Origin of the sequence: Burkholderia sp. SCN-KJ, assembly GCF_024656005.1 — a bacterium.
Classification (GTDB): Bacteria; Pseudomonadota; Gammaproteobacteria; order Burkholderiales; family Burkholderiaceae; genus Burkholderia.
The window spans coordinates 87,386-102,578 of the sequence record NZ_JANKOG010000026.1 but is presented as its reverse complement, the minus strand read 5'-3'; the positions used below and the strand labels follow the sequence as shown (position 1 = coordinate 102,578).

The 15,193-nt window shown below is 66.5% G+C and carries 16 protein-coding genes; 13 read left to right on the top strand and 3 right to left on the bottom strand.

What is annotated here, in order from left to right; genetic code table 11:
• Positions 1-266: 266 nt before the first annotated feature.
• A complete protein-coding gene (locus NQV17_RS31520; RefSeq protein ID WP_044845869.1) occupies positions 267-1,043 on the bottom strand; it encodes an enoyl-CoA hydratase in 777 nt (258 codons plus the stop codon).
• Positions 1,044-1,172: 129 nt separating this feature from the next.
• Between NQV17_RS31520 and paaN the strand changes: the two genes are divergently transcribed.
• The 5 genes from paaN to paaK all read left to right on the top strand — a co-directional run bounded on the left by paaN (position 1,173) and on the right by paaK (position 6,797).
• Entirely contained in the window at positions 1,173-2,879 is a 1,707-nt protein-coding gene (gene paaN, locus NQV17_RS31515; protein WP_257775255.1) for a phenylacetic acid degradation protein PaaN, read from the top strand.
• Between the two features lie 87 nt (positions 2,880-2,966).
• Positions 2,967-4,169 (top strand): 3-oxoadipyl-CoA thiolase, encoded by a 1,203-nt coding sequence (pcaF, locus tag NQV17_RS31510; RefSeq protein ID WP_257775254.1) that lies wholly within the window; start codon positions 2,967-2,969, stop codon positions 4,167-4,169.
• A 45-nt stretch (positions 4,170-4,214) separates the two neighbouring features.
• Positions 4,215-5,006, top strand: coding sequence for a 2-(1,2-epoxy-1,2-dihydrophenyl)acetyl-CoA isomerase PaaG (paaG, locus tag NQV17_RS31505; RefSeq protein WP_257775253.1), 792 nt, complete (start codon positions 4,215-4,217; stop codon positions 5,004-5,006).
• 1 nt (position 5,007) lies between these two features.
• Positions 5,008-5,460: a hydroxyphenylacetyl-CoA thioesterase PaaI gene (gene paaI / locus NQV17_RS31500; protein WP_257775252.1), complete on the top strand. Its 453-nt coding sequence runs from the start codon at positions 5,008-5,010 to the stop codon at positions 5,458-5,460.
• A gap of 38 nt (positions 5,461-5,498) precedes the next feature.
• Positions 5,499-6,797 carry a phenylacetate--CoA ligase PaaK gene (paaK, locus tag NQV17_RS31495; RefSeq protein WP_044845874.1) on the top strand — a complete coding sequence of 433 codons (1,299 nt, stop codon included), beginning with the start codon at positions 5,499-5,501 and terminating at the stop codon, positions 6,795-6,797.
• Between the two features lie 136 nt (positions 6,798-6,933).
• On the opposite strand, the gene NQV17_RS31490 is transcribed toward paaK, so the two are convergent.
• Complete coding sequence (locus tag NQV17_RS31490) at positions 6,934-8,058, bottom strand: murein transglycosylase A (RefSeq protein ID WP_257775251.1); 1,125 nt, start codon at positions 8,056-8,058, stop codon at positions 6,934-6,936.
• A gap of 28 nt (positions 8,059-8,086) precedes the next feature.
• Here NQV17_RS31490 and NQV17_RS31485 point away from each other — a divergent pair, with 28 nt between their 5' ends.
• The gene (locus tag NQV17_RS31485; RefSeq protein ID WP_006758475.1) at positions 8,087-8,230 is read left to right on the top strand and encodes a hypothetical protein; all 144 of its coding nucleotides are present in this window, start codon (positions 8,087-8,089) and stop codon (positions 8,228-8,230) included.
• 15 nt (positions 8,231-8,245) lie between these two features.
• Here NQV17_RS31485 and apaG read toward each other — a convergent pair whose 3' ends face one another.
• Positions 8,246-8,620 (bottom strand): Co2+/Mg2+ efflux protein ApaG, encoded by a 375-nt coding sequence (gene apaG, locus NQV17_RS31480; RefSeq protein ID WP_057924835.1) that lies wholly within the window; start codon positions 8,618-8,620, stop codon positions 8,246-8,248.
• 177 nt (positions 8,621-8,797) lie between these two features.
• Here apaG and rpe point away from each other — a divergent pair, with 177 nt between their 5' ends.
• The 7 genes from rpe (at position 8,798) to NQV17_RS31445 (ending at position 15,186) form a co-directional block, all read left to right on the top strand.
• Complete coding sequence (gene rpe, locus NQV17_RS31475) at positions 8,798-9,484, top strand: ribulose-phosphate 3-epimerase (protein WP_044845875.1); 687 nt, start codon at positions 8,798-8,800, stop codon at positions 9,482-9,484.
• 4 nt (positions 9,485-9,488) lie between these two features.
• Complete coding sequence (locus NQV17_RS31470) at positions 9,489-10,235, top strand: phosphoglycolate phosphatase (protein WP_257775250.1); 747 nt, start codon at positions 9,489-9,491, stop codon at positions 10,233-10,235.
• 358 nt (positions 10,236-10,593) lie between these two features.
• A complete protein-coding gene (gene trpE / locus NQV17_RS31465) occupies positions 10,594-12,087 on the top strand; it encodes an anthranilate synthase component I (protein ID WP_059449739.1) in 1,494 nt (497 codons plus the stop codon).
• A 13-nt stretch (positions 12,088-12,100) separates the two neighbouring features.
• Entirely contained in the window at positions 12,101-12,700 is a 600-nt protein-coding gene (locus NQV17_RS31460) for an aminodeoxychorismate/anthranilate synthase component II (protein WP_044845877.1), read from the top strand.
• A gap of 13 nt (positions 12,701-12,713) precedes the next feature.
• A complete protein-coding gene (gene trpD, locus NQV17_RS31455; RefSeq protein WP_039318793.1) occupies positions 12,714-13,745 on the top strand; it encodes an anthranilate phosphoribosyltransferase in 1,032 nt (343 codons plus the stop codon).
• A 29-nt stretch (positions 13,746-13,774) separates the two neighbouring features.
• A complete protein-coding gene (trpC, locus tag NQV17_RS31450) occupies positions 13,775-14,560 on the top strand; it encodes an indole-3-glycerol phosphate synthase TrpC (protein WP_044845878.1) in 786 nt (261 codons plus the stop codon).
• Positions 14,560-15,186, top strand: a complete 627-nt coding sequence (locus NQV17_RS31445) for a CYTH domain-containing protein (RefSeq protein WP_257775249.1) — start codon at positions 14,560-14,562, stop codon at positions 15,184-15,186. The genes trpC and NQV17_RS31445 overlap by 1 nt, the downstream gene beginning before the upstream one ends.
• Positions 15,187-15,193 lie beyond the last annotated feature (7 nt).

The window sequence follows — 15,193 nt, the reverse complement described above, 5'->3', positions numbered from 1 at the left end:
GCTGGGGTTCAACTTCGTGTGCGCCGGGGCTCGTACAACCCGCCCTCAACCGCACCGCTTCCCTTCTTCCCCCGCGCTGCGTTTCCGTTAGCGCGAAAGAGGCGTGATTCTAAGCACCTGCCCTCGTCTGCGCAACCCCTTTGTGAAAATATTTTGAAAAGCCCCCGTGCGCTGCCGCGCACGGGGGCTCGGGGTTCGTTGCACCAGGCGATCATGGCGGCGACCGACACCCGTCGCTCGCCAAGCTCCACCCGGCCGCCGGCGAATCAACGGTTCTTGAATACCGGTTTCCGCTTCTCGACGAATGCCGCCATCCCTTCCTTCTGATCTTCGGTCGCGAACAGCGAATGGAACAGTCGACGCTCGAAATGGACACCCTCGGCCAGCGTCGTCTCGTATGCGCGGTTCACCGACTCCTTGACCATCATGACCGCCGGCAGAGAAAACTCGGCGATCGTCGTCGCAGCGGCAATCGCCTCGTCGAGCAGCTTGTCGGCAGGCAGCACACGCGACACCAGCCCGGCCCGCTCCGCCTCGGCTGCATCCATGAAACGTGCGGTCAGGCACATGTCCATGGCCTTCGCCTTCGAGACAGCGCGCGGCAGGCGCTGCGTGCCGCCAGCGCCCGGCATCACGCCCAGCTTGATCTCGGGTTGACCGAACTTGGCCGTTTCCGCCGCGAAGATGATGTCGCACATCATCGCGAGCTCGCAGCCCCCGCCCAGCGCGAAGCCCGCGACGGCAGCAATGATCGGCTTGCGGATCTCGCGGACGGTCTCCCAGTTACGGGTGATGTAGTCGCCGCGGTAAACATCCATATAGGAATAGGTCGCCATCATGCCGATGTCGGCCCCGGCCGCGAACGCCTTCTCGCTCCCCGTCACGACGATTGCGCCGATCTCGTCGTCCGCGTCGAACGCTTTCAGCGCAGCGCCCAATTCATCCATCAATGCATCGTTCAGCGCATTCAGCGCCTTCGGACGATTCAGCGTGACCAGCCCGACTCGCCCCCGGGTCTCCACCAGGATGTTCTCGTAAGACATCTATTTCTCCTCGATCAATGAAATGAGAAACGCCTCGCACATGCGAATAGTTTGATGCTACCATTCTCCGACCAACCGGTCGGTTAATTAATCGATCCAACCCTTCTCAACGTCCATCAGGCCGCCGTCATGACCCATGCACTGTTCACGAAGCACGAAGACACGCTGAAACACGCCCTCGCCGCCATCGAGAGCCGCGGGTACTGGAGCCCGTTCGCGGAAATGCCGAGTCCCAAAGTGTACGGGGAAAGCGCGAACGCCGATGGCGAAGCGGCGTTCAAGGCACACCTCGGCAACACGTTCGTGCTCGACCAGCCGGCGTCCGGCGGAACCGTCGGCGCGGAGCAGTCGCCGTACGGGGTCGCGCTGGGCATCCGCTACCCGAAATCGACGCCCGACGAACTGATTGCCGCAGCCGCCGCGGCTCAGCGTGCATGGCGCGAAGCCGGCCCGAGCGCCTGGATCGGCGTCAGCCTGGAAATCCTCGCGCGACTGAATCGCGCGAGCTTCGAGATTGCCTACAGCGTGATGCACACGACGGGCCAGGCGTTCATGATGGCGTTCCAGGCCGGCGGCCCGCACGCGCAAGATCGAGCACTCGAAGCGGTCGCCTATGCATGGGACGAGTTGCGTCGCATCCCCGCCGATGCGCACTGGGAGAAGCCGCAAGGCAAGAACCCGCCGCTCGCGATGCACAAGCGCTATACGATCGTCCCGCGCGGCACCGGCCTCGTGCTCGGCTGCTGCACGTTCCCGACCTGGAACGGCTACCCAGGCCTGTTCGCCGATCTGGCGACCGGCAACACGGTGATCGTCAAACCCCATCCGGGCGCGATCCTGCCGCTCGCGATCACGGTCCGCATCGCCCGCGACGTGCTGCGCGAAGCCGGCTTCGATCCGAACGTCGTCACGCTCCTCGCGACCGAGCCGAACGACGGCGCCCTCGTGCAGGACCTCGCGCTGCGTCCTGAAATCAAGCTGATCGACTTCACGGGCAGCACGCAAAACGGCACGTGGCTCGAACGCAATGCGCACCAGGCACAGGTGTATACCGAGAAGGCGGGCGTCAACCAGATCGTGATCGACTCGACCGACGACCTGAAGGCCGCGGCCAAGAACATCGCGTTCTCGCTGGCGCTGTACTCCGGCCAGATGTGCACGGCACCGCAGAACATCTACGTGCCGCGCGACGGCATCCGGACGGCAGACGGTCATGCGAGCTTCGACGAAGTCGCGCAGGCCATCGCCGTCTCCGTGCAGAAGCTGACCGGCGACCCGGCGCGCTCGGTCGAACTGATCGGCGCGATCCAGAACGACGGCGTGACCGCGCGCATCGACGACGCGCGCAAGCTCGGCCGCGTACTCGCCGACAGCCAGACGCTCCAGCACCCGACGTTCGCCGACGCTCGCGTGCGCACGCCGCTCGTGCTGCAACTCGACGTGGCCGACCGCGCGAAGTTCACGCAGGAATGGTTCGGCCCGATCTCGTTCGTGATCGCGACCGATTCGACCGCGCAGTCGCTCGATCTCGCCGGCGAAATCGCGGCGGAACATGGCGCGCTGACGCTCTCCGTCTACAGCAACGACGACAAGGTGCTCGACGCTGCGCACGATGCGGCGGTGCGTGGCGGCGTCGCGCTGTCGATCAACCTGACGGGCGGCGTGTTCGTCAACCAGTCGGCCGCCTTCTCCGACTTCCACGGCACCGGCGCGAACCCGGCCGCCAACGCGGCGCTGGCAGACCCGGCGTTCGTCGCCAACCGGTTCCGCGTGGTGCAAAGCCGCGTCCATGTTGCGCCGAAGGCAGCGCCCGCGGAAGCCGGCCAGACGGCATAACCCGAATGGCCGACGTGCAAACGCCGCCACGTTCTCTACCATGAACGAATCCGTCAACCGGCGGGTTCGTTGCACATCGACACACCCATGACCGACGCCTACATCTGCGACGCGATTCGCACCCCCATCGGCCGCTACGGCGGCGCCCTGAAAGACGTTCGTGCCGACGATCTCGGCGCGGTGCCGCTCAAGGCGCTGATCGAACGCAACCGCAACGTCGACTGGTCGGCAATCGACGACGTGATCTACGGCTGCGCGAACCAGGCCGGCGAGGACAATCGCAACGTCGCGCGCATGTCCGCGCTGCTCGCGGGCCTACCGACCGCCGTGCCGGGCACGACGCTGAACCGGCTGTGCGGCTCAGGCATGGACGCCGTCGGCACCGCCGCGCGCGCGATCAAGGCGGGCGAGGCACGCTTGATGATCGCGGGCGGCGTCGAAAGCATGACGCGTGCGCCGTTCGTGATGGGCAAGGCCGCCAGCGCGTTCGCGCGCCAGGCCGCCATTTTCGACACGACGATCGGCTGGCGTTTCGTCAATCCGCTGATGAAACAGCAATACGGCGTCGATTCGATGCCGGAGACGGCCGAGAACGTCGCGGTCGACTACGACATCAGCCGCGCCGACCAGGATCTGTTCGCGCTGCGCAGCCAGCAGAAAGCCGCGCGCGCGCAGCGGGACGGCACGCTCGCCGAGGAAATCGTCCCGGTGACGATTCCGCAGAAGAAAGGCGACGCGCTCGTCGTATCCGTCGACGAGCATCCGCGCGAAACGTCGCTCGAAGCGCTCGCGAAGCTGAAGGGCGTCGTGCGCCCGGACGGCTCGGTGACGGCCGGCAACGCGTCGGGCGTCAACGACGGCGCATGCGCACTGCTGCTCGCCAACGCGGAAGCCGCCGATCAATACGGGCTGCGCTGCCGTGCGCGCGTCGTCGGCATGGCGACCGCCGGCGTCGAGCCGCGCGTGATGGGCATCGGCCCGGCGCCGGCCACGCAGAAACTGTTGCGCCAGCTCGGGATGACGATCGATCAGTTCGACGTGATCGAGCTGAACGAGGCATTCGCGTCGCAGGGTCTCGCGGTGCTGCGCATGCTCGGCGTCGCCGACGACGATCCGCGCGTGAACCCGAACGGCGGCGCGATCGCGCTCGGCCACCCGCTCGGCGCATCGGGCGCCCGGCTCGTGACCACGGCACTTCATCAACTCGAGCGTACGGGCGGCCGCTTTGCGCTCTGTACGATGTGCATCGGCGTCGGCCAGGGCATCGCGATCGCCATCGAACGCGTGTAACCGACGCACCGCGCGCCTATAACGAAGTCATGAAGGAGACACTGCATGTCATATCAGGCGATCCAGCTGGATATCGATCAGGCTGCCCACGTGGCCACGATCACCCTCAACCGTCCGGACAAGCTGAACAGCTTCACGCGGGCAATGCACCGCGAACTGCAGTCGGCACTCGATGAAGTCGAGACGGCCGGCGCGCGTGCGCTGATCCTGACGGGTGGGGGGCGCGGCTTCTGCGCAGGCCAGGACCTGGCCGACCTCGACTTCACGCCGGGCGCGTCCACCGACCTCGGCACGCTGATCGACGAACATTTCAATCCACTGATCCGCCGCCTGCAACGCATGCCGATTCCGGTGATCGCCGCCGTCAACGGCACGGCGGCCGGCGCCGGCGCGAATCTCGCGCTCGCCTGCGACATCGTGTTCGCCGCGCGCTCGAGCAGTTTCATCCAGGCCTTCGTCAAGATCGGGCTCGTGCCCGATTCGGGCGGCACATGGTTCCTGCCGCAACGCGTCGGCATGGCACGCGCGCTGGGGCTCGCCCTGACCGGCGACAAGCTCGGCGCCGAACAGGCCGAGCAATGGGGCTTGATCTGGCGCGCGGTCGACGACGATGCGCTCACCGCGTCGGCCCGTCAGGTCGCCAACCAGCTCGCGCAGCAACCGACGCTCGCGATCGCGTCGATCAAGCAGTCGATGCGCGACAGCGTCACGAATACGCTCGACCAGCAGCTCGACCTCGAGCGTGACCTGCAGCGCAAGCTCGGCCAGTCGTACGACTACGCGGAAGGCGTGAAGGCGTTCATCGAGAAGCGCGCGCCGCGGTTCGAGGGGCGTTGACATGACCACCTCCACCGACACGCTCGACCCCGATACGCTCGCCCGTGCGACAGCACGGGCCATGTACGACGCGGACGCCTGCAGCCGCGCGTTCGGCATGGAAATCGCCGAAGTGCGCGCCGGCTACGCACGCCTGCAGATGCGCGTACGGCCGGAATTCCTGAACGGGCACCAGACCTGCCACGGCGGCATCATCTTCACGCTCGCCGATTCGACGTTCGCGTTCGCGTGCAACTCGTACAACCTGAATACCGTTGCCGCGGGCTGCTCGATCGAATACCTGCGCCCCGTCTACGGCAACGACCTGCTGACGGCCGAGGCGATCGAGCAGACACGCAACGGCCGGCATGGCGTCTACGACATCCGCGTCACGAACCAGACAGGCGAAACGGTCGCGATGTTTCGCGGCAAATCGGCCCAGATCAAGGGCACGGTCCTCCCGGAAGACCGCTGACGTCCACGGCTCGCTCATAACAATCACTGGAGACAGGCATGACTACCCCGCTACCGCTCGAGCCGATCGAGACCGCTTCACGCGACGAGCTGACCGCGTTACAGCTCGAACGCCTGAAATGGTCGCTCCGGCATGCGTATGAGCACTCCCCCGTCTATCGCCGCAAATTCGACGAAGCGGGCGTGCATCCCGACGACCTGAAGACACTCACGGATCTGTCGCGCTTCCCGTTCACGACCAAGAGCGACCTGCGCGACAGCTACCCGTTCGGCATGTTCGCGGTGCCGCAGGACCAGATCTCGCGCATTCACGCGTCGTCGGGCACGACCGGCAAGCCGACCGTCGTCGGCTATACGGCGCGCGACATCGATACGTGGGCGAATCTCGTCGCGCGCTCGATCCGCGCGGCCGGCGCGCGGCGCGGCGACAAGGTTCATGTCAGCTACGGCTACGGTCTGTTCACCGGTGGGCTCGGCGCACACTACGGCGCCGAGCGCGCAGGGCTCACCGTGATCCCGTTCGGCGGCGGCCAGACCGAGAAGCAGGTGCAGCTGATCCAGGATTTCCGGCCCGACATCATCATGGTGACGCCGAGCTACATGCTGTCGATCGCCGACGAGATCGAGCGCCAGGGCCTCGATCCCGCGCAGAGTTCGCTGCGCATCGGCATCTTCGGCGCGGAACCGTGGACCAACGACATGCGCGTGGCCATCGAGCAGCGGATGGGCATCGACGCGGTCGACATCTACGGTCTGTCCGAAGTGATGGGCCCGGGCGTCGCGTCGGAATGCGTCGAGACCAAGGACGGCCCGACCATCTGGGAAGACTACTTCTACCCGGAAATCATCGACCCCGAAACCGGCGAAGTGCTGCCGGACGGCGAACTCGGCGAGCTGGTCTTCACGTCGCTGACGAAGGAAGCGCTGCCGATCATCCGCTACCGCACGCGCGACCTCACGCGCCTGCTGCCCGGCACCGCGCGCACGATGCGCCGGATGGAAAAGATCACCGGGCGCTCGGACGACATGATGATCGTGCGGGGCGTCAACGTCTTCCCGACGCAGATCGAGGAACAGCTGCTGAAGCAGCGGGCGCTGGCACCGCACTATCAGATCGTGCTGACGAAGGAAGGTCCGCTCGACGTGCTGACGCTCAATGTCGAGCCGTGCCCCGAAACCGCGCCCGACACGGCGGCGATCCATGCGGCCAGGCAGGCGCTCGCACACGACATCAAGTCGCTGATCGGCGTGACGGCCGTGATCAACGTGCTGCCCGTGAACGGAATCGAGCGCTCCGTCGGCAAGGCGCGACGCGTCATCGACAAGCGCAAGGGCTGATACCGGCTACGGCACGAGGGCGCTCCGGAACGGCGATCATGCGCGGCTCTCGAAAAAACAGCCCGACCGGCCAAAACCGGTCGGGCTGCCTCGTCTCGATGCGCCGGCTACACGTGCGTGCCGGCGTCACCGCGGATCAAGAATTCGGGAACAGCAGCCACATCCGGCCGATCTGCTTCATCCGTCCGGCCTGGTCGCCGGCGTCGTCGCCGAGCCCCCAGAAATAGTCGGCCCGCACGCCGCCCTTGATCGCGGAACCCGTGTCCTGCGCGAACACGAGCCGGTTCATCGGCGTATTCGTCAGCGGACGCGTGGTCTGCAGGAACACCGGCGTGCCGAGCGGGATCGACGACGGATCGACCGCGATCGAACGCTCCGCCGTGAGCGGCACGCCGAGCGCACCGATCGGGCCGTCCGCGCCGCCGTGCGGTGCATCTTCCTTCGTCGGCATGTCGCGGAAGAACACGAATCGCGGATTCGTGTCGAGCAACGCATCCACGCGAGTCGGGTTCGCCTTCGCCCATGCCTTGATGCCCTGCATCGTCGCCTGGGCGGGCGTCAGCTCGCCGCGATCGAGCAGCCACTTGCCGATCGAGCGATACGGCTGGTTGTTGGTGCCGCCGAAACCCACCCGCATCACCGAACCGTCGTCGAGCAGCACGCGTCCCGAGCCCTGCACCTGCAGGAAGAACGCCTCGATCGGATCGTCGACCCACACGAGTTCGTTGCCGTTCAGGATGCCGGCGCGCTCGAGCTGCGCGCGAGCGGGCAGCGCGGCACCGGCGCGATAGCCGGCCGGCCAGCGGTACAGCGCATATTGATAAGGACCGCGACGTACTCGGGAGCCGTGCAGCAGCGGCTCGTAATAGCCGGTCACGAGCCCGTCGAGCGTGCCGTCGGTGTTCGCCAGCTGGAACGGCGTGAAATACGTTTCGAAGAATGCGCGCGCACTGCTGACGTCGAGTTCGTCGAGGCGATCGGCGGCCGCGCAGGCGCGCTGCCATGCCGGCTGGCGCGCGAGCCGCACACAGTTCTGCCGCAGCGCGGCCGTCGCGCCGATCAGCGAATCGTCCTGCCAGCCCGGCACCTGTTGCCAGGCAACCGGCGTCAGCCGCTTCGCGGCGACCTGCCCCGGCACGATCGCCGCACCGGTCGGCGGCTTGAGCGTCGACGTGCGCGTCGGTGCGCCGCCGCACGCGGCAAGCAGCGCCGCCGTCGCGACCGCCGCAACCCAGCCGGCCGCCCGCGGCCCAAACCACATACAATGTCCGTTCTTGATGGAAACCGCCATGTCAGATTTTCTCGACCAATATCCGATGCTCATCTTCGCGCTCGAAGCCTTCGTAGCGCTTGCCCTGCTAATCTTCATCGTCGTGTGGACGTCGTCGGGCAGGAAGAAGCACGCCCGCGGCAACGACCGCCAGCCGCGCTGACCAGCGCCCGCACGCTCAATGCAGCGTGCGCGGCATGTGCAGCGCAAACTCGTCGACCGGCGCGTCGAACCGCTCGCCGTCCTCCGCCACGCAGAAGTACGCGCCGCGCATCGTGCCGACCGGCGTCGCGATCACGGCCCAGCTCGTGTATTCGAACTGTTCGCCCGGCTGCAGCAGCGGCTGGTGCCCGACGACGCCGAGCCCCTTCACTTCCTGCACGTGGTTTTCGCTGTCCGTGATGATCCAGTGACGCGCGATCAGCTGCGCCGCGACCTGCCCGGTATTGCGGATGGTCAGCGTGTACGCGAATGCGTATTGACGCCGATCGGGGTCGGATTGTTCCGGCAAGTAGCTGGTTTTCACCGAAACGGTGAACTGATACTGACTCATGATGTTTCCGCTGTAGGTAACCGCCCGCGCCGACTCGAGCGGCCGGGCCGCGGGCGCGCCGCACTGGTTCGGCATTCTATGCGGAATCGTGCCGCATCCGCACGGCCCGTCGCCGCGCACCGGGTCGCCGGACGGTAGAATGGCGGTTTTGCGCCGCTGCGTCCCCGCTCCCCTGTCATGACTCAATTCCGCATCGCTCCCAGCATCCTGTCGGCCGACTTTGCACGGCTCGGCGAAGAAGTCCGCAACGTGGTCGCCGCCGGCGCCGACTGGATTCACTTCGACGTGATGGACAACCATTATGTGCCGAACCTCACGATCGGCCCGCTCGTCTGCGAGGCGATCCGCCCGCACGTGCAGGTGCCGATCGACGTGCACCTGATGGTGCGCCCGGTCGACCGGATCGTGCCCGATTTCGCGAAAGCCGGCGCGAACCTGATCAGCTTCCACCCGGAAGGCTCGGACCACATCGATCGTACGCTGTCGCTGATCCGCGATCACGGCTGCAAGGCCGGCCTCGTGTTCAACCCGGCCACGCCGTTGAACTATCTCGACCACGTGATGGACCGCCTCGACTTCGTGCTGCTGATGTCGGTGAACCCCGGCTTCGGCGGCCAGTCGTTCATTCCGGAAACGCTGAACAAGCTGCGCGAAGCGCGCGCCCGCATCGACGCGTACACCGAGCGCACCGGCCGCGAGATCCTGCTCGAGGTCGACGGCGGCGTGAAGGCCGACAACATCGCGGAAATCGCGGCGGCCGGCGCGGACACCTTCGTCGCGGGTTCGGCGATCTTCGGCAAGCCCGACTACCGCACGGTGATCGACGAGATGCGTGCCGCGCTCGCCACCGTCGCGCGGAGCTGACGCCGTGGCCGATTCCTCGCTGGCCGGGCCCGCAGCTAACGGCACGGTCCGTTTCGCGACGCCGCGCATCGACGCGGCGCTGATCGACCTCGACGGCACGATGGTCGACACGGCCGACGATTTCACGGCCGGGCTGAACGGAATGCTCGCGCAGCTCGGCGCGCCGGCCACGTCGCGCGATGAGGTGATCGGCTACGTCGGCAAGGGCTCCGAGCATCTGATCCAGAGCGTGCTGAAGCCGCGCTTCACGCCCGACGAAGCGCACGCGCGCTTCGACGACGCGCTCGCGATCTACCAGACCGAGTACGCGAAGATCAACGGCCGCCACACGCGTCTCTATCCGGACGTCGCAACCGGCCTCGATGCGTTGCGCACGGCCGGCATCCGGCTCGCATGCGTGACGAACAAGCCGCACCGCTTCGCGGTCGAGCTGCTCGAGCAATACGGGCTGATCGATCGCTTCGGCATCGTGCTCGGCGGCGACAGCGTCGCGCGCAAGAAGCCCGATCCGCTGCCGATGCTGACGGCGTGCGAAGCGCTCGGCGTCGCGCCGGACGCGGCGGTTGCGATCGGCGACTCGGAAAACGACGCGCTGGCGGGCCGCGCGGCCGGCATGGCGACGCTGACGGTGCCATACGGCTACAACCACGGCAAAGCTATACAAACGATAAATTCGGATGGTATAGTCGATTCGTTGCTGGTCGCGGCCCGCGCGATCACCGCGCACAACGCCGGCCGGCCAACCCTCTGATTATTTCTTCCATCCGCATGTTTCTGAATAAAAAACGGAGTCTGAGCAGCATCGACCGGGGAGCCTGGCCCTGGCGTCGCTGGTCGCGCTAACCTCTTCGATGAGGTACGCTGAGGCACGTCTTCAGCGCCGTTTTTTATCTCGCTGCGCAGCCGCGCGCCGATCGTCGCACCACCTCGAGTTCTACCGCGTCCGAACGCTTGCGTTCAGGACCGGCCGCAGGCTCGCGACGTTCACGCCCGGCGTGCCGGCCGGCAACAGGCACTTCTCGATCGACCGCCCTTTCGCCGACGGCAGCCCGCGCAGCGTCAAGTGATCCCTGGCGCACGCCGCCGCTCGTCCCGAACAGGACCGGAACATGACCGAACTCGAATTCCAATCGCTTGCGAACGAAGGCTACAACCGCATCCCGCTGATCGCGGAAGCGCTCGCCGACCTCGAAACGCCGCTGTCCCTCTACCTGAAGCTGGCCCAGCCTGAACGCGCGGGCGCCAACTCGTTCCTGCTCGAGTCGGTAGTCGGCGGCGAACGCTTCGGCCGCTATTCGTTCATCGGCCTGCCGGCCCGCACGCTGGTGCGCACCCGCAACGGCGTGTCCGAAGTGGTGCGCGACGGCCAGGTCGTCGAGACGCACGACGGCGACCCGTTCGAATTCATCGAGTCGTTCCAGGCGCGCTTCAAGGTGGCGCAGCGCCCGGGCCTGCCGCGCTTCTGCGGCGGCCTCGCCGGCTATTTCGGTTACGACGCGGTGCGCTACATCGAGAAGAAACTTGCGAACACCGCGCCGCGCGACGATCTCGGCCTGCCCGACATCCAGCTGCTGCTCACCGAAGAAGTCGCGGTGATCGACAACCTCGCCGGCAAGCTCTATCTGATCATCTATGCGGATCCGGCCCAGCCGGAAGCCTATACGAAGGCCAAGCAGCGCCTGCGCGAGCTGAAGCAGCGCCTGCGCACGACCGTGCAGCCGCCCGTCACGTCGGCGAGTGTGCGCACCGAGACGTTCCGCGAGTTCAAGAAGGAAGACTATCTGGCCGCCGTGCGCCAGGCGAAGGAATACATCGCGGCCGGCGAACTGATGCAGATCCAGGTCGGCCAGCGTCTGACGAAGCCGTATCGCGACAATCCGCTGTCGCTGTATCGCGCGCTGCGTTCGCTGAATCCTTCGCCGTACATGTACTACTACAACTTCGGCGATTTCCACGTGGTCGGCGCGTCGCCGGAAATCCTGGTGCGCCAGGAAAAGCGCGGCGAAGACCAGATCGTCACGATCCGTCCGCTCGCCGGCACGCGTCCGCGCGGCAACACGCCCGAGCGCGATGCGGAACTCGCGACCGAACTGCTGAACGACCCGAAGGAAATCGCCGAGCACGTGATGCTGATCGACCTCGCGCGCAACGACGTCGGCCGCATCGCGGAAATCGGCTCGGTGCAGGTGACCGACAAGATGGTGATCGAGAAGTACTCGCACGTGCAGCACATCGTCAGCTCGGTCGAAGGCAAGCTGAAGCCCGGCATGACGAACTACGACGTGCTGCGCGCAACGTTCCCGGCCGGCACGCTGTCCGGCGCGCCGAAGGTGCGCGCGATGGAGCTGATCGACGAGCTCGAGCCGATCAAGCGCGGGCTGTACGGCGGCGCCGTCGGCTACCTGTCGTTCTCGGGCGAGATGGATCTCGCGATCGCGATCCGCACGGGCCTGATCCACAACGGCAACCTGTACGTGCAAGCGGCGGCCGGCGTCGTCGCGGACTCGGTGCCCGAATCCGAATGGCAAGAGACCGAGAACAAGGCGCGCGCGGTGCTGCGTGCGGCCGAACAGGTCCAGGACGGCCTCGATAGCGACTTCTGACCGGAGACTGACCATGCTGCTCATGATCGACAACTACGACTCGTTCACCTACAACCTGGTCCAGTACTTCGGCGAACTGGGCGAGGACGTGCACACCTATCGCAACGACGAAATCACGCTCGACGACATCGCGCGCCTGAATCCCGCCGCCATCTGCCTGTCGCCCGGCCCGAGCAATCCGCAGCACGCGGGCATCACGCTCGACGTGCTGCGCGAATTCGCGGGCAAGAAGCCGATCCTCGGCGTCTGCCTCGGCCACCAGGCGATCGGCGAAGCATTCGGCGGCCGCGTCGTGCGCGCGAAGACCATCATGCACGGCAAGGTGAGCCGGATCGAAACCGACTGCCGCGGCGTGTTCGCCGACCTGCCGAAGCATTTCGACGTCACGCGCTACCACTCGCTCGCGATCGAACGCGAATCGCTGCCCGACTGCCTCGAGGTGTCCGCGTGGACCGACGACGGCGAGATCATGGGCGTGCGCCACAAGACGCTGCCGGTCGAAGGCGTGCAGTTCCACCCGGAATCGATCCTCTCCGAGCACGGCCATGCGCTGCTCGAGAATTTCCTGAAGCAGAATCGCGCAGCGGCCCGCGCGGCCGCGCCGGCAGCCTGACGGGAGACGCACGATGACGATTACCCCGCAGGAAGCGCTGCAACGCACGATCGAGCACCGCGAGATCTTCCACGACGAAATGCTGCACCTGATGCGGCTCATCATGCGCGGCGACATGTCGCCCGTGATGGCGGCCGCGATCATCACCGGGCTGCGCGTGAAGAAGGAGACGATCGGCGAGATCGCCGCCGCCGCGACCGTGATGCGCGAATTCGCGAACCACGTCGAAGTGCAGGACAACTCGAACTTCGTCGACATCGTCGGCACGGGCGGCGACGGCGCGCACACGTTCAACATCTCGACCGCGTCGATGTTCATCACGGCGGCGGCCGGCGCGAAGGTCGCGAAGCACGGCAACCGCGGCGTGTCGAGCAAGTCCGGCAGCGCCGACGTGCTCGAGGCGCTCGGCGTGAACATCGACCTGCAGCCCGACCAGGTTGCCGCATCGATCGCCGAAACCGGCATGGGCTTCATGTTCGCGCCGAACCATCATCCGGCGATGAAGAACATTGCAGCCGTGCGCCGCGAGCTCGGCGTGCGGACGATCTTCAACATTCTCGGCCCGCTGACCAATCCGGCCGGCGCGCCGAACCAGCTGATGGGCGTGTTCCACCCCGACCTCGTCGGCATCCAGGTGCGCGTGATGCAGCGCCTCGGCGCGCAGCACGTGCTGGTCGTGTACGGCAAGGACGGGATGGATGAAGTGTCGCTGGGCGCCGCGACGCTCGTCGGCGAATTGCGCGACGGCAAGGTGCACGAATACGAGATCCATCCGGAGGACTTCGGCCTGCAGATGGTGTCGAACCGCACGCTGAAGGTGGAAAATGCCGAGGAATCGCGCACGATGCTGCTCGGCGCGCTGGACAACCAGCCGGGTGTCGCACGCGAGATCGTCACGCTGAACGCGGGCACCGCGCTCTATGCCGCCAATATCGCCGAATCGATCGCCGACGGCATCCAGCTCGCCCGCGAAGCGATCGCGAGCGGCAAGGCACGCGCGAAGGTCGACGAACTCGTGCGCTTCACGCAGCAGTTCAAGCGCTGACTCCCTTTACGAATCAAGCAGGAACCCACATGAGCGACATTCTCGACCGAATCATCGCCGTCAAGCGCGAAGAAGTCGCGGCGGCCATGCGCAGCACGCCGCTCGAGGCACTGAAACTGGACGCATCGGCGCGCGACCTGCGCGACTTCGTCGGCGCGCTGCGCGCGAAGCAGGCAGCCGGCCAGGCGGCGGTAATCGCCGAAGTGAAGAAGGCGAGCCCGTCGAAGGGCGTGCTGCGCGAGCATTTCGTACCGGCCGACATCGCGCGCTCGTATGCGGCCCACGGCGCCGCGTGCCTGTCGGTGCTGACCGACGAGCAATTCTTCCAGGGCAGCGTCCGCTATCTCGAGGAAGCGCGTGCGGCGTGCACGCTGCCGGTGCTGCGCAAGGACTTCATCGTCGACGCGTACCAGATCCTCGAGGCGCGCGCGATGGGTGCCGACGCGATCCTGCTGATCGCGGCCGCGCTCGACACGCCGCTGATGCAGGACCTCGAGGCGTACGCGCACTCGCTCGGCCTCGCGGTGCTGGTCGAAGTTCACGACCGCGACGAGATGGAACAGGCGCTGACGCTGAAGACGCCGCTGCTCGGCATCAACAACCGCAACCTGCGCACGTTCGAGACGACGATCCAGACCACGCTCGACATGCTCGACATGATTCCGCCGGATCGCATGGTCGTGACCGAGTCGGGCATCCTGTCGCGCACCGACGTCGACACGATGCGCGCGGCGAACGTGAACGCGTTCCTCGTCGGCGAAGCGTTCATGCGCGCCGACCAGCCGGGCGAGGAACTGGCGCGGATGTTTTTCTGATGGCGATCGAAAAGGAAATCAAGCTCGCGCTGCCGGCCGGCCAGGCCGATGCGGCGCGGCGCTTTTTCGAGACGCTGACCGGCGAAACCGGTAATGTGATCGCGCTCGCGAACGTCTACTACGACACGCCCGACCTCGCGCTGGCGCGCTCGAAGAGCGCGGTGCGCGTGCGCCGCACGCCGCACGGCTGGCTGCAGACCTTCAAGACGGTCGGCAGCGCGGAAGCCGGCCTGCATCGCCGCCATGAATGGGAATTGCCCGTCGCCGGCGATGCGCTCGAAATCGACGCGCTCGTCACCGCGTGCGACGTGCCGGAGGCTGCCGGCGCGCTGCGCGATGCGGCGCCCGCGCTGCACGCACTGTTCCGGACGGATTTTTCGCGTACGCTGTGGCGCATCGCAATCGGCGGCGCAACCGTCGAGGCCGCGGTGGACGTCGGCGAGATCGTCGTCCAGACGGAACGCGATACGCGCCGCGAACCGATCAGCGAAATCGAACTCGAACTGATCGACGGCCCGGAAGCGGCGCTCGCGACACTCGCCGCCGAACTGCAGCAAGCGCTGCCGGGCCTCGCCCCCGAAAACATCAGCAAGGCGCAACGCGGCTACCGGCTGCGCGCGCAATAAACCCGCA